13 protein-coding genes are annotated in these 14,266 nt (G+C 65.8%); 12 read left to right on the top strand and 1 reads right to left on the bottom strand.

All coding sequences use genetic code 11. The features are described from left to right. Positions 1 to 51: 51 nt before the first annotated feature. Positions 52 to 1,533: a flagellar basal body P-ring formation chaperone FlgA gene (gene flgA / locus BC1002_RS15195; RefSeq protein ID WP_013090883.1), complete on the bottom strand. Its 1,482-nt coding sequence runs from the start codon at positions 1,531 to 1,533 to the stop codon at positions 52 to 54. A gap of 216 nt (positions 1,534 to 1,749) precedes the next feature. On the opposite strand from flgA, the gene flgB reads away from it, so the two are divergent. The 12 genes from flgB (at position 1,750) to flgL (ending at position 14,221) form a co-directional block, all read left to right on the top strand. Next, positions 1,750 to 2,250, top strand: coding sequence for a flagellar basal body rod protein FlgB (gene flgB, locus BC1002_RS15190; protein WP_013090882.1), 501 nt, complete (start codon positions 1,750 to 1,752; stop codon positions 2,248 to 2,250). Positions 2,251 to 2,378: 128 nt separating this feature from the next. Further along, positions 2,379 to 2,804: a flagellar basal body rod protein FlgC gene (gene flgC, locus BC1002_RS15185; protein WP_013090881.1), complete on the top strand. Its 426-nt coding sequence runs from the start codon at positions 2,379 to 2,381 to the stop codon at positions 2,802 to 2,804. A 10-nt stretch (positions 2,805 to 2,814) separates the two neighbouring features. Further along, the gene (locus tag BC1002_RS15180) at positions 2,815 to 3,522 is read left to right on the top strand and encodes a flagellar hook assembly protein FlgD (RefSeq protein WP_013090880.1); all 708 of its coding nucleotides are present in this window, start codon (positions 2,815 to 2,817) and stop codon (positions 3,520 to 3,522) included. A 43-nt stretch (positions 3,523 to 3,565) separates the two neighbouring features. Next, positions 3,566 to 5,098 (top strand): flagellar hook protein FlgE, encoded by a 1,533-nt coding sequence (locus tag BC1002_RS15175; protein WP_013090879.1) that lies wholly within the window; start codon positions 3,566 to 3,568, stop codon positions 5,096 to 5,098. A gap of 17 nt (positions 5,099 to 5,115) precedes the next feature. Continuing rightward, positions 5,116 to 5,874, top strand: a complete 759-nt coding sequence (gene flgF, locus BC1002_RS15170; protein ID WP_013090878.1) for a flagellar basal-body rod protein FlgF — start codon at positions 5,116 to 5,118, stop codon at positions 5,872 to 5,874. Positions 5,875 to 5,928: 54 nt separating this feature from the next. Further along, positions 5,929 to 6,717: a flagellar basal-body rod protein FlgG gene (gene flgG / locus BC1002_RS15165; RefSeq protein WP_013090877.1), complete on the top strand. Its 789-nt coding sequence runs from the start codon at positions 5,929 to 5,931 to the stop codon at positions 6,715 to 6,717. Positions 6,718 to 6,746: 29 nt separating this feature from the next. Further along, positions 6,747 to 7,445 (top strand): flagellar basal body L-ring protein FlgH, encoded by a 699-nt coding sequence (gene flgH, locus BC1002_RS15160; protein WP_041734720.1) that lies wholly within the window; start codon positions 6,747 to 6,749, stop codon positions 7,443 to 7,445. Between the two features lie 2 nt (positions 7,446 to 7,447). Then, the gene (locus BC1002_RS15155; RefSeq protein WP_013090875.1) at positions 7,448 to 8,617 is read left to right on the top strand and encodes a flagellar basal body P-ring protein FlgI; all 1,170 of its coding nucleotides are present in this window, start codon (positions 7,448 to 7,450) and stop codon (positions 8,615 to 8,617) included. Positions 8,618 to 8,629: 12 nt separating this feature from the next. Next, positions 8,630 to 9,628 (top strand): flagellar assembly peptidoglycan hydrolase FlgJ, encoded by a 999-nt coding sequence (flgJ, locus tag BC1002_RS15150; RefSeq protein WP_013090874.1) that lies wholly within the window; start codon positions 8,630 to 8,632, stop codon positions 9,626 to 9,628. A gap of 359 nt (positions 9,629 to 9,987) precedes the next feature. Continuing rightward, positions 9,988 to 10,761 carry a flagellar brake protein gene (locus BC1002_RS15145; RefSeq protein ID WP_184139714.1) on the top strand — a complete coding sequence of 258 codons (774 nt, stop codon included), beginning with the start codon at positions 9,988 to 9,990 and terminating at the stop codon, positions 10,759 to 10,761. 227 nt (positions 10,762 to 10,988) lie between these two features. Continuing rightward, positions 10,989 to 12,983 (top strand): flagellar hook-associated protein FlgK, encoded by a 1,995-nt coding sequence (gene flgK / locus BC1002_RS15140; protein ID WP_013090872.1) that lies wholly within the window; start codon positions 10,989 to 10,991, stop codon positions 12,981 to 12,983. Positions 12,984 to 12,994: 11 nt separating this feature from the next. Next, the gene (gene flgL, locus BC1002_RS15135) at positions 12,995 to 14,221 is read left to right on the top strand and encodes a flagellar hook-associated protein FlgL (RefSeq protein ID WP_013090871.1); all 1,227 of its coding nucleotides are present in this window, start codon (positions 12,995 to 12,997) and stop codon (positions 14,219 to 14,221) included. The last annotated feature ends 45 nt before the right edge of the window (positions 14,222 to 14,266 follow it).

Below are 14,266 nucleotides of genomic sequence, written 5' to 3'. Positions count from 1 at the left end.
TCGCCACCGCTGCTTCGAAGGCTTCGACGGTGCTCGTTGCCGTCAGTCCGCTCACATCTGGATCTCGACCGTGCCGCCGTCCTTGACGATGCCGGAGATGATCTGACCGTTCGCGGTCTTCACGCGCACCTGCTGGCCCGGCGACGCGTTGTTCATCGCGCTGCCCTCGGACGAAATCGAGAAACCATCGCCGGCCGCGACGACCCGCACGGTCTGGCCGAACACCACCGCCGACGCGCTCTTCAGCATGTCGCGGCGCAGCGGCATGCCGCCGGAGATCCGTACCAGCGACACCGAACCGACCGCCTGCGACGGGTCGGTGACGATCGCCTGCGGCAGGCCGGTCAGATCGCCCTCGCGCGCGACGAGGTCGGCGGCCGTGAGCACTTCGCCCGGCGCCATCGCGCGGGCGGCCAGGTAGTAGGTCGCATGCAGCGAGATGCGCGCCTGCAGATAAATGGTCCACGGCCGCTCGCCCGCACAGCGCACGCCGACCGTCAGCCGACCCCACAAGCGCCCGCCGCTCGGCATGAACGGTTCGAGCGACGTGCACGCGGCGAGGCCGCGCGGAAACGCGGAGGCGACCGTGATGTCGGCCTTACCGGGCAGGCCGGCGGCCTGCTGTTTCAGGAACGCAAGCGCGGCTGCATGGATCGCTTCCGGGTCCTGCTGGCCGGGCAGCGGCGCGGCTTGGGCCGGCGTCGCGGCCGCAGCGGTCTGCGGCGTTCTCTGAGCGATGGCGGTGGTGGCGGCTGGTTGGCGCGCGCCCGGCGACGTCGCGGGCACTCTCGCGCTCGCGGGATGGGCCGGCTGCGCGGCAGCGACCGCGAGCGGCTTGCCATTCGCGCCGAACTCGGGCGGCTCGCCGCGTGCCGCGAGACTGTCCAAGTCATCGCCGTGCGGCGGATTCGCGGCAACCGCGCGCGAATTCGCGACGCTGGCGGCCGGGCCCGCTTCGACATTGACGCGCGCGACGCCCGATGCCTCCGTGCTGGCCGCCGGCGGAATCGTCACGACGCCGTTGGCGTCCGGTTTGAAGTTGGTGCGGATGATTGCCGGCGCGGCAGATGCGGGCTCGCCCGCGCCCGGAACGACGATCGCGCCGCTTGCGCTCGCGGCACGGCTGAACGTATCGGTGTCGCGCGACGCGGGTGCGCGGCCGAGCGACTGCGCGGTCGCCGCCGCCAGCGACGCCGCCGACGCGCTGCGCTGCGCCGGCGTCTGAATCCGTTGCGCGAGATCGTTCAGTGCGGCGGGATTTTTCTCGGCGGGCCCCGCAATCACGATCGGGCCAGCCGCATCCTGCGCCTTGGTCGTCGCCGGCAGCAACACGATGCCGCCCGCAACCCATACGGCGACGTTGACGACCACCCGCGTCAGGCAACGCGCAACGCATCGCGAGATAGAGCGCGGCAGCGGCTGCGCGAGCGCGCCTTCCGAACCATCGACCCGCTCATCGGCCCCGCGGCCACCCACGCGACGCATCGTCGTGCCGCTCGCACGCTGCGGCAAGGTGTTGGTGGGCTGGTCCATCGCGGGTCTCCATCGAATGCATCGGTACGCCTTGCATTCTAGTGAGCACCCCTTTCGCGCAAACGTTGAATAGAAGCCCCCTTTCCCGGTTATTCGTCCGATTGCCGCTTGCGCCCGGCCCATAAGATGCATCACATGCAAAAAGGCCTTCGCCCCCGCCGCGTGTCTTTCACGATGCGCACGGGACGGCCTTGGAAACGTTCTCGGGAGATTCCGATGCTGGACAAACTCGATGCCGAATTCGCGTTCGGCCGGCAGGCGATGGATGTACGCGCATACCGGCAGGAACTGTTGTCGTCGAATATCGCGAACGCCGATACGCCCGGCTATAAGGCGCGCGATATCGACTTTGCGTCGTCGCTCGCCGGCGCGCTGAAGAAAACGGGCGGCAGCACCGCCGGACAGGGCGCATCGAACAACTCGACGCTCGCGATGGCGCAGCCCGCCGGCGTGACGAGCGGCATGTCGATGAACACGACCGAGACCGGCCACATGAGCGGCAAGGCCAGGCTGAGCGCGACGGGCGGCAGCCCCGACGACTACGGCAACCTGCAATACCGCATGCCTCTGCAGCCGGCGCTCGACGGCAACACGGTCGACGTCGACGTCGAGCGCGTGCAGTTTGCCGACAACACGGTGCACTTCCAGTCGGGTATGACGGTCGTGTCGAACCAGATCAAGACGATGCTGTCGGCGATCACGTCGGGCTCGTCGTAAGCCGGGCACGAGTACGCCGCACGAGCAGGGCGCATAGCGGCTGAACACAGGCAGCATGCACGCACGAACAGAAACGCTACGGGACTTAACGTGAAGCCGGTGCGAACCGGCAGGAGAGGTCAGGAAACATGCCATCCCTGATGAATATTTTTGGTGTCGCGGGTTCCGCGATGTCGGCGCAGTCGGAGCGGCTCAACGTGACGGCGTCGAACCTCGCCAACGCGGACAGTACGACGGGCCCCGACGGTCAGCCGTACAAGGCCAAGCAGGTCATATTCGCGGTGAATCCGATCGGCGGCGCGCGCACGCGCTCCGGCCAGCAGGTCGGCGGCGTGCGGGTGACCGGCGTGGTCGACGATCCGTCGCCGATGAAGACCGCGTACGACCCCGGCAATCCGGCCGCCGACGCGAACGGCTACGTGACGCTGCCCAACGTCGACCCGGTGCAGGAGATGGTCAACATGATCTCGGCCTCGCGTTCGTACCAGGCCAACGTCGAAACGCTGAACACGGCCAAAACCCTGATGCTGAAAACGCTCACGATCGGAACCTGAGGAGAGAGCCTTGACCACCAACACCACGATCGGCAGCAACGGCACGACCGTTTCGCAGACGCTGCTCGACACGATGAACGGCACGGGCAGCAGCTCGACGAGCGGCACCTCGGGCACTTCGGCGTCGGACCTGCAGAACACCTTCCTGCAACTGCTCGTCGCGCAGTTGAAGAACCAGGACCCGACCAATCCGATGGACAGCTCGCAGATGACCTCGCAGCTTGCCCAGATCAGCACGGTGCAGGGCATCAGCAACCTCAATACGTCGTTGACCTCGCTGTCGACGCAGCTGTCGGCCAGCCAGCAGGCGCAGTCCGCGCTGCTGATCGGCTCGACCGTGCTCGCACCGGGCAACTCGGTCACGGTGTCGAGCGGCAAGGCGAACGAGTTCGGCGTCACGCTCGCGAATGCCGTCAGCGACCTGCAGATCGTCGTGAAGAACTCGGCCGGCACCATCGTCAACACGCTGGATCTCGGCAAGCAGTCGGCCGGCACGGTTCCGGTCGGCTGGACACCGACCGACACTGCAGGCAACACGCTGCCCGACGGCACCTACACGATTACCGCGACCGGCACGATCAACGGCCAGCAGGCGACCGCCACCACGCTCACCAGCGCGACGGTCCAAGGCATCGTCCAGCAGAGCAGCGGCACGCCGGGCCTCGTGCTGTCGAACGGCACGACGGTCGGCCTGACCAGCGTCGCCGCGATCCTGTAGTCCGGATCCATCCAGTTACGACTTTCCAGATACGGAGTACGTCATGAGTTATCAAACAGGTTTGAGCGGGCTGTCGGCGTCGTCGAGCGATCTCGACGTGATCGGCAACAACATCGCCAACGCCAACACCGTCGGCTTCAAGAGCGGCACCGCGGAATTCGCCGACATGTACGCCAATTCGGTCGCGACCGCGACGAGCCAGCAGATCGGCATCGGTACGAAACTCTCCGAAGTGCAGCAGCAGTTCTCGCAAGGCACGATCACGACGACCAACCAGGCGCTGAACGTCGCGATCAACGGCAACGGCTTCTACCAGCTGTCGGACAACGGCACGCTGGTGTATTCGCGCAACGGCGTGTTCCAGCTCGACAAGAACGGCTTCATCACGAACGCGCAGGGCTTGAAGCTAATGGGTTATGCGGCCAGTAGCGCGGGCATCATCAACACCGCGCAGACCGTGCCGCTGACCGTGCCGACCGCGAACATCGCGCCGCAGGCGACCACCTCGATCACCGCGGGCCTGAACCTGAACGCGCAGGACAACATCATGCTCGGCGCGCCGTCCGTCACGGCCGGCGGCGCCAACACCGGCACGCTGACCACGACCGGCGCGACGATCACCAACGCGGCCGCGGGCAGCAACACCGACAACTACACGATCAACTTCACGAGCCCGACCACCTACACGGTTTCGGTAAACGGCGGCCCGGCCTCGGCGGCGCAGCCCTACACGCCCGGCACTGCGATCACGCTCGGCAACGGCGAGAGCATCACCTTCAGCGGCACGCCGGCGACCAACGACAGCTACACGGTCGCGCCGAATCCGACCGCGTTCAACCAGAACAGCTCGACGACCTACAACTACTCGACGAGCACGACCGCCTACGATTCGCTCGGCGGCTCGCAGACGGTCAACATGTACTTCGCGAAGACCGGCTCGGGCACGTGGAACGTGTACGCGGGCCCGGCGACCGGCACCGCGACGCTGATCGGCACGGCGAACTTCAACTCGTCGGGCACGCTGGTCAGCACGAGCCAGGTGAACACCCCGATCGCCAACCCGCCTACGTTCACCGCGACTACGACGCTCGGCGGGTTCAGCTTGTCGATCCCGACCACCGACGGTTCGGGCACGCCGCAGAACATCACGCTGAACCTCGGCGCCACCACGCAGTACGGCGGCAAGAACGGCGTGAACAACCTGTCCACCGACGGCTACGCGGCGGGCCAGCTGACCAGCTTCACGGTCAGTGCCGACGGCACGCTGACCGGCAACTACTCGAACGGCCAGACCGCGGCGCTCGGCCAGATCGTGCTCGCGAACTTCGCGAATCAGAACGGCCTCGTCAACCTCGGCAACAACGAGTACGGCCAGACGTCGGCCTCCGGCGTCGCGCAGATCTCGACGCCGGGCTCGACCAATCACGGCGTGCTGCAAGGCGGCGCGGTCGAGAACTCGAACGTCGATCTGACGAGCGAGCTGGTCAACCTGATCACCGCGCAACGCAACTATCAGGCGAACGCGCAGACGATCAAGACCCAGCAGGCCGTCGACCAGACCCTGATCAACCTGTAAGCCAACGGGACCTCTTCATGGATCGGCTGATCTACACCGCGATGTCGGGCAGCGCGCAAGCGCTCGAACAGCAGGCGATCGTCGCGAACAACCTCGCGAACGCGTCGACCACGGGCTTTCGCGCGCAGCTCGAAACCTACCGCGCCGTGCCGATGTCGTTCGGCGACGGCAGCACGATCAACGACAACACGACCCGCACCTTCGTGCTGTCGTCGACACCGGGCGCCGACTTCACGCCGGGGCCGATCCAGCAGACCGGCAATCCGCTCGACGTCGCGATTCAGGGGGCCGGCTGGCTGTCGGTGCAGACCGCCGACGGCAACGAGGCGTACACGCGCGCGGGCAATCTGCACATCGACGAAAACGGCCAGCTCGTGAACGCGACCAATCAGGTCGTGCTCGGCAACGGCGGGCCGGTATCGGTGCCGCCGGGCGCCCAGATCACGATCGGCAAGGACGGCACGGTGACGGCATTGACGCCGGGCGATCCGCCCACCGCGGTCGTCACGATCGATCAGTTGAAGCTCGTCAATCCCGATCCGCAGTCGATCACGCGCGGCGACGACGGTCTGTTTCGCACCGCCGACGGCAACCCCGCCGACGCCGATCCGACCGTGACGCTCGCGCCGGCGTCGCTCGAAGGCAGCAACGTGAATCCGGTCAGCGCGATGGTCTCGATGATCACCAACGCGCGCCAGTTCCAGATGCAGACGCAGTTGCTGCAAAACGCCGACAAGAACGATCAGTCCGCCAACCAGATTCTCAGCTTCAGCTAACGGATTGCCACGGGGCGCCTTACGAGGCTCGCCCCGAGACCAGGAGAACCATAAGTGAACCGCTCACTCTATATCGCCGCCACCGGCATGAATGCGCAACAGGCGCAGATGGACGTGATCTCGAACAACCTCGCGAACGTCAGCACCAACGGCTTCAAGGGCTCGCGCGCGGTGTTCGAGGACCTGCTGTACCAGACCATCCGCCAGCCGGGTGCGAACTCGACGCAGCAAACCGAACTGCCGTCCGGCATTCAGCTCGGCACCGGCGTGCAACAGGTCGCGACCGAGCGTCTGTACACGCAGGGCAACCTGCAGCAGACCGGCAACTCGAAGGACGTCGCGATCAACGGCGCCGGCTTCTTCCAGGTGCAGATGCCCGACGGCCAGACTGCCTACACGCGTGACGGCTCGTTCCAGACCAACGCGCAGGGTCAGCTCGTCACGTCGAGCGGCTATCAGGTGATTCCGGCGATCACGATTCCCGCCAACGCGACCTCGCTGACCATCGGCAGCGACGGTTCGGTGTCGATCACCGTGGCGGGTTCGAGCAACACGCAGCAGCTCGGCACGATGCAGCTCGCGACCTTTATCAACCCGGCCGGCCTCGACTCGAAGGGCGAGAACCTGTTCGCGGAGACCGCGTCGTCGGGTGCGCCGAACGTGGCGCAACCGGGTCTGAACGGCGCGGGCACGCTCAACCAGGGTTACGTGGAAGCGTCGAACGTGAACGTCGTGCAGGAGCTGGTGAACATGATCCAGACGCAGCGCGCGTACGAAATCAACAGCAAGGCCGTGACGACCTCCGACCAGATGCTGCAGACCTTGAGCCAGATGCCGGTTTGAGGACTGGAAATTTAAGGCGGTAAACGATGATGTCGCATTCCTCTCGCACTCCGGTTCATTCGCGCACGGCCGAGGCGCTCGTGCAGCTCACGCTGCTCGCCGCGCTCGGCGGCTGCGCGCTCGTGCCGAAGCAACCGATCACGCAACAGCCGATGACCGCGCTGCCGCCGGTGCCGCCGCAGGCGCAGGCGCCGGGCTCGATCTACAACCCGGGCTACGCGGGCCGTCCGCTATTCGAGGATCAGCGGCCGCGCAACGTGGGCGACATCATCACGATCGTGATCGCCGAGAACATCAACGCGACGAAGAACTCGGGCGCGAATGCGAGCCGCAATGGCAGCACGAACTTGAGCGTACCGACCGCGGGCTTTCTCAGCGGACTGTTCGCCAAGACCAACCTGAGCGCAGCCGGCGCCAACGGTTTTGCCGGTACCGGCGGCGCGAACGCGTCGAACACGTTCAACGGCACGATCACCGTGACCGTGACCGGCGTGCAGGCCAACGGCAACCTGATCGTGAGCGGTGAGAAACAGATGCTGATCAACCAGGGCAACGAGTTCGTGCGCTTTTCGGGCGTCGTCAATCCCAACACGATTTCGAGCCTGAATGCCGTGTACTCGACCCAGGTCGCCGACGCGAAAATCGAATACTCCGCGAAGGGATACATCAACGAAGCGGAGACCATGGGCTGGCTGCAGCGGTTCTTCCTCAACGTGGCGCCGTGGTGATCATGGGTACTGTTTTCGACACGCTGTCGCGCGCGGGCCGCGCACTGATATTCGTCGCGCTCGCCTGCGCAGCGCTGCCGGCCGCGACGCCCGCGCATGCCGAGCGTCTGAAGGATCTCGCGCAGATCCAGGGCGTGCGCGACAACCCGCTGATCGGCTACGGCCTCGTGGTCGGTCTCGACGGCACCGGCGACCAGACCACGCAGACGCCCTTCACGACGCAGACGCTCGCGAACATGCTCGCGAACCTCGGCATCTCGATCAATAACCAGGCGGCGGGTTCGAGCAACTCGCAGTCGTCGCTGTCGAACATCCAGCTGAAGAACGTCGCCGCCGTGATGGTGACCGCGGTGCTGCCGCCGTTCGCGCGGCCGGGCGAAGCGATCGACATCACCGTGTCGTCGCTCGGCAATGCGAAAAGCCTGCGCGGCGGCACGCTGCTGCTCACGCCGCTCAAGGGCGCCGACGGCCAGGTGTATGCGCTCGGCCAGGGCAACGTCGCCGTGGGCGGCGCGGGCGCGAGCGCGAACGGCAGCAAGGTGCAGGTCAACCAGCTGGCCGCGGGGCGCGTCACCGGCGGCGCGATCGTCGAGCGCGCGGTGCCGACCGCGGTATCGCAGGCGGGCATGATGCAGCTCGACCTGAACGACATGGACTACGACACCACGCAGCGCGTCGTCGCGGCGATCGACAACGCGTTCGGCAGCGGCACCGCGACCGCGCTCGACGGCCGCACGATCCAGCTGCGCGCGCCGGCCGATCCGCAGCAGCAGGTCTCCTTCATGGCGCAATTGCAGAACCTCGAAGTGAGGCCAGGGCAGGCGGCCGCGAAGGTGATCCTGAACGCGCGCACCGGCTCGATCGTGATGAACCAGATGGTCACGCTGCAGAGCTGCGCGGTCGCGCACGGCAATCTGTCGGTCGTGATCAATACGCAGCCGGTGGTGAGCCAGCCGGGCGCGTTCTCGAACGGCCGCACCGTGGTCGCGCAGCAGTCGCAGATCCAGATGAAGCAGGACAACGGCTCGCTGAAACTCGTGAACGCCGGCGCGAACCTCGCCGAGGTGGTGAAGGCGCTCAACGCGCTCGGCGCGACGCCCGCGGATCTGATGTCGATCCTGCAAGCCATGAAAGCAGCCGGTGCTTTACGCGCCGACCTTGAAATCATCTAAGGAGCACGCGAGATGAATTCCGATCCGACCAATGGCGCCAACGCCGCCAGCGACCTGACCAGCCGGTTCGCGCTCGACGTCCAGGGCTTCGGCGCACTGAGCGCGCAGGCGAAGGCCTCGCCGCAAGCCGGCATGAAGATGGCCGCGCAGCAGTTCGACGCCGTGTTCACGCAGATGATGCTGAAGAGCATGCGCGATGCGACGCCGCAGGACAGTCCGTTCGATTCGCACGACACGGCGACCTTCACGTCGATGATGGACCAGCAGATGGCGCAGCAGCTGTCGAAGCGAGGCATCGGCGTTGCCGACGCGATGCTCAAGCAGTTGATGCGCAACCAGGGCATGCAGGTGGGCGGCGCGAACGGGGCGGGTGGTCTCGGCGGCATGGCCAACGCGCTCGGCGGCGGCATCGGCGGCGGCGATGAAGGCCAGAGCGCCGCGCTCAACGCGCTCGCGCGCGCCTACGGCAACGCCCAGGCCAACGGCCAGCTCGCGCTGGGCCGCGGCTACTCGGCCAATAGCGCGCTGACACCGCCGACGCGCGGCGACGGCAGCTCGCCGAAGGTCGATGCGTTCGTCGACAAGCTCGCCGCGCCGGCGCAGGCCGCAAGCGCGGCGACCGGCATTCCGGCACGCTTCATCATCGGTCAGGCCGCGCTCGAATCGGGCTGGGGCAAGAGCGAGATCAAGAAAGCCGACGGCTCGACGAGCCACAACGTGTTCGGCATCAAGGCGGGCAATGACTGGACCGGCAAGACCGTGTCGACGGTCACGACCGAATACGTGAACGGCAAGCCGCATCGCACGGTCGAGAAATTCCGCGCGTACGACTCGTACGAGGAAGCGATGACCGATTACGCGAGCCTGTTGAAGAACAATCCGCGTTACGCGCAGGTGATCAATTCGTCGCGCGACGTGAATGGTTTTGCGAACGGCATGCAGCGCGCCGGTTATGCGACCGACCCGCATTACGCGAAAAAGCTGCTGTCGATCATGCAGAAAATGGGCTGATTAGAAATCGTGCAGACGATGGAGCATTGAAGCGGATTTTGGAAGTATCGGTAAGTTCGGCATAGAAAGCAGCGGCGGAAAAACCGACGCCGGTAAGAAGCTCCGCATCATCCCGCGCGCGCAAAATCGCGGGAAATGGGGCGGATACGCTTTTAACGTTTGCGCGAACTTTTCCGGCGAATATTTAAATTGAGCCCCTAAATTTTGGCTCGATGCTGCCGCTAACGAGTTAGACCCGATACCGGAACAGCGCTGCAAGGTCCGGTCGAACGCGTGTGTTGCGGCTTTGCATGAAGACCCTCAGAGTCGATGGCTAGGCCTTGGCACGTGCCCGCAAGAACATGCTTACCGGCAAGCCCATGGATATGAACCAGTCGAACGGCCTGATTGACACGAACGGTCAGCCGCACGTCCCGCAAGACGAGAACCCTTCCGATTTCGGCCGCCGCAATCCGCTGGAAATCGGCGTGCAGCTGCGCAATATCGTCAATCGCGGCGATTTCCTCACGGTCGAATATGCGGGCGGGCAGCTCGTCACGCGCCTGCTCGACGTCGACGTGCGCGAGCGCACCTTCACCTTCGATTGGGGCGCGCTCGCCGAGCAGAACAAGGGGCTGCTCAGCGCCCCGCGTTGCCAGTTCCACGCGTCGCCCGACGGTGTGCGCGTCGAGTTCACGACGCCGACGCCGCGCGAGACGCGCTTCGAGGGAATGCCGGCGTTCGAGGCCGACTTTCCCGAGGTGCTGTTCTACGTGCAGCGCCGCGAGTACTTCCGCGTCGCCGCGCCGATTCTCGACCCGTTCATGTGTACGGGCCGCCTGCCCGACGGCGACACGTTCCGCTTCGAGGTGCACGACCTGTCGCTCGGCGGCGTCGGCATGCGCACGACCGACCTGCGCGTCGCCGAACTGCCGATGGGCGCGCGCCTGATGGACTGCGAGCTCACGCTCGGCGCGCTCGGCCGTCTGTCGCTCGATCTGCAGCTCGTCTCGCATCGCTCGCTCGCGATGCCGAACGGCACGCAGCGCTATCAGCTCGGCTTCCGTTTCCTGTCGCTGCCCGGCAGCGCGGAAAACACGCTGCAGCGGCTGATCACGCAGCTCGAAATGAAGCGCCGCTCGCTGGCGCGCTGAGCGGCGAGCCAACGCGCGGCGGGCGTGCGCAAAACGCGCGGCCGCCGCGCGAATGTTTTTGGCCGGCGAAGCAAACGTTGCACACGCAGTGGAAGCAATAGCGCGGAACCCATCGCGGCGCGCGCAACGAGGTGGAATGGCCCTCAATTTTTCGCACGACGGGCCGTTAAAGAGGATGTTCCACTAACACGGTGGCATGTCTGCGATGCCGCCCTTCAGGATGACGCATGTCCAGCAATCTGTTGAATATCGGCCTTAGCGGACTCAACGCGGCCCAATGGGGTTTGACGACGACTGGTGAGAACATCAGCAACGCGTCGACACCCGGCTATACGATGGAAACTCCGGTGTTTTCGGAGGTGGGCGGCAACTATACGGGCTCGGGCTACCTGCCGATGGGCGTGTCCACCGACACCGTCACGCGCGCATATAGCCAGTACCTGACGACCGAGCTCAACACCGCGCAGTCGTGGAGCAGCTCGCTCGGCACGTACAACACGATGATCAGCCAGCTCAACAACCTCGTCGGCAGTCCGACCGGGGGGATTGCGAGCGCGATCAGCGGTTACTTCACGGGGCTGCAGAACGTCGCCAACGACGCGTCGAGCGTGTCGACGCGGCAGACCGCGATCAGCGCCGCGCAGACGCTCGCGAACCAGATCAACGCGGCGGGCCAGCAATACGACCAGCTGCGCGCGAGCGTCAACACGCAGCTGAGCGACGCGGTCACGCAGATCAACACCTTCACGGCGCAGATCGCGTCGCTGAACACGCAGATCACGCAGGCGAGCAGCCAGGGCCAACCGCCGAACCAGCTGCTCGACCAACGCGACCTGGCGGTGTCGAACCTGTCGCAGCTGATCGGCGTGTCGGTCGTGCAGGACAACGGCAGCTATAGCCTGTTCATGTCGAACGGACAGCCGCTCGTGCTGGCCGGCAACAGCTTCAACCTCGGCACGGCGACTTCGTCGGGCGATCCGAGCGAGCTGTCGGTCCAGTATCTCGGCCAGGCCGGCGCGAAGGCGACACCTACCCCGCAGACGCTGTCCGACACGAGCGTGTCCGGCGGCACGCTGGGCGGCCTGCTGCAATTCCGCTCGCAAACGCTCGATCCGGCCGAGGCGCAACTCGGTGCGATCGCGACCAGCTTCGCCGCGCAGGTCAATGCGCAGAACGAACTCGGCCTGACGCTGAACGGCACCGCGGGCGGCGCGCTGTTCACCGTCGGCTCGCCGACCGTGTACGCGAACTCGCAGAACAGCGGCACCGCGACGCTCGGCGTCTCGTTCGCCAACGCGAGCCAGCCGACCACGGGCGACTACACGCTGTCGTACAACGGCAGCGCCTACACGCTGACCGACAACCAGACGGGCAGCATCGTCGGCTCGGCGGCGGACCTGACCAACCCGATCGGCGGCCTGCAGTTCTCGGTCGCGAGCGGCACGATGAACGCCGGCGACTCGTTCACGGTCGAGCCGACCCGCGGCGCGCTGAACGGCTTCGCGCTGACCACCACGGCGGCCTCGGCGATCGCGGCCGCGGCGCCGGTGCTCGCGTCGGCGTCGACGTCGAACACCGGCAGCGCGACGATCACGCAGGGTACGGTATCGGCCGGCTATAGCGCGCCGACCAGCACGTCGACGATCACCTACACCGCGGGCACCGGCCTCACCGGCTTCCCGATCGGCTCGGTGGTGACGGTCGCCGGCTCGCCGTCCACGTCGTACACGATCAACACGGCGACGGACGCGGTGCCGTACTCGCCGAATTCGGGCGCAACGCTGACGATCACCAACCCGACCAACTCAACGAGCGCGGGCGTGATGAACAACGTGACGGTCACCATCAGCGGCACGCCCGCCGACGGCGACTCGTTCACGATCGGACCGAATACCGGCGCGACCAATGACGGCCGCAACGCGCAACTGTTGTCGAACCTGACGAAGGCACAGGTGCTCGCGGGCGGCACCGCGACGCTGACGAACGCGTACGCGAGCTACGTCAACAACATCGGCAACCAGGCCACGCAGATCCAGGCGATGGCGACGACGCAAACCTCGCTCGTTACGCAGATCACGTCGGCGCAGCAGTCGGTGTCGGGCGTCAATATCAATGAGGAAGCGGCTAACCTGCTTCAATACCAGCAGCTCTATCAGGCCAACAGCAAGGTCATCCAGACGGCGCAGACGCTGTTCCAGACTTTGCTTGGCATCTTCTCGTAAGGCGTTGAACCATGCGAATTTCTTCCCAGCAGTACTTCAGCATGAACGTCGCGAACATGAGCAATCAGCAGGCTCAGTTGTCGCAGATCTATCAGGAAATCTCGAGCGGCCAGAGCCTGACCACGCCCGCCGACAATCCGCTCGGCGCCGCCCAGGCCGTGCAGCTCAGTTCGACGGCGGCGGCGCTGTCGCAGTACACGACGAACCAGACCGAGGCGCTCACGTCGTTGCAGGCCGAGGATTCGACGCTGTCCACCGTCATCACGACGTTGCAAAGCGCGAACACGCTGGGCCTGCGCGCCGGCAACGGCGCACTGAACGACGCCGACCGCACGGCGATCGCCGCGCAGCTGACCACGCTGCGCGACCAACTCCTCACCTACGCGAATGCGACCGACGGCTCCGGCAATGCGTTGTTCGCTGGCTTCCAGAATTCGACCCAGGCCTTCACGACCGATGCGGCCGGCAACGTCACCTATACGGGCGACACCGGCTCGCGCACGGTGCAGGTCACCGATAGCAACGCGGTCGCGACGGGTGACAATGGACTGGCGGTGTTCATGAGCGTCGGCGCGACCAACGCGCAGCCGATCGCCTCGGGCAACCCGGCCAATACGGGCAGCGGCGTGATCGGCGCGGTGTCGGTCAACGATCCGACCAACGCGGCGAACGCGCACTCGTACCAGATTCAGTTCAGCGGCAGCGGCAGCTCGCTCACCTACACGATCACCGACACGACGACCGGCGTCGCGGGTACGCCGCAAGCGTACACATCCGGCGCGGACATCACGATCGCCGGCCAAAAGGTCCAGATCACGGGCACGCCGGCCGCCAACGACACGTTCACCGTACAGCCGGCCAACCAGGCGGGCACCAATGTGTTCGCGAACCTGAACGCGATGATCACGGCGCTCCAGCAGCCGGTGAGCGGCAACCCCGCGGCCGCGGCGACGCTGCAGAACGCGTTGAACACAGGCCTGTCGCAGCTCGGCAACACGCTGGACAACATCACCGCGGTGCAGGCATCGGTGGGCGGCCGCGAGCAGGAAGTCAAGGCGCTGCAAACGGTCACGCAGACCAACTCGCTGCAAACGCAGAGCAACCTCGCGGACCTGACGCAGACCGACATGGTCTCGACGATCAGCAAGTACACGCTGCAGCAGGCGGCCTTGCAGGCTTCGCAGCAAGCGTTCGTGCAGATCCAGAACATGTCGCTGTTCCAGTACATCAATAGCTGATGCCGCTTCGGCGGCGCAATAAAAAACCGGCGCGATGAACTCGAG

Source organism: Paraburkholderia atlantica (assembly GCF_000092885.1).
GTDB classification, from domain to species: Bacteria; Pseudomonadota; Gammaproteobacteria; order Burkholderiales; family Burkholderiaceae; genus Paraburkholderia; species Paraburkholderia atlantica.
This window is presented reverse-complemented; position numbering and strand designations above follow the sequence as displayed.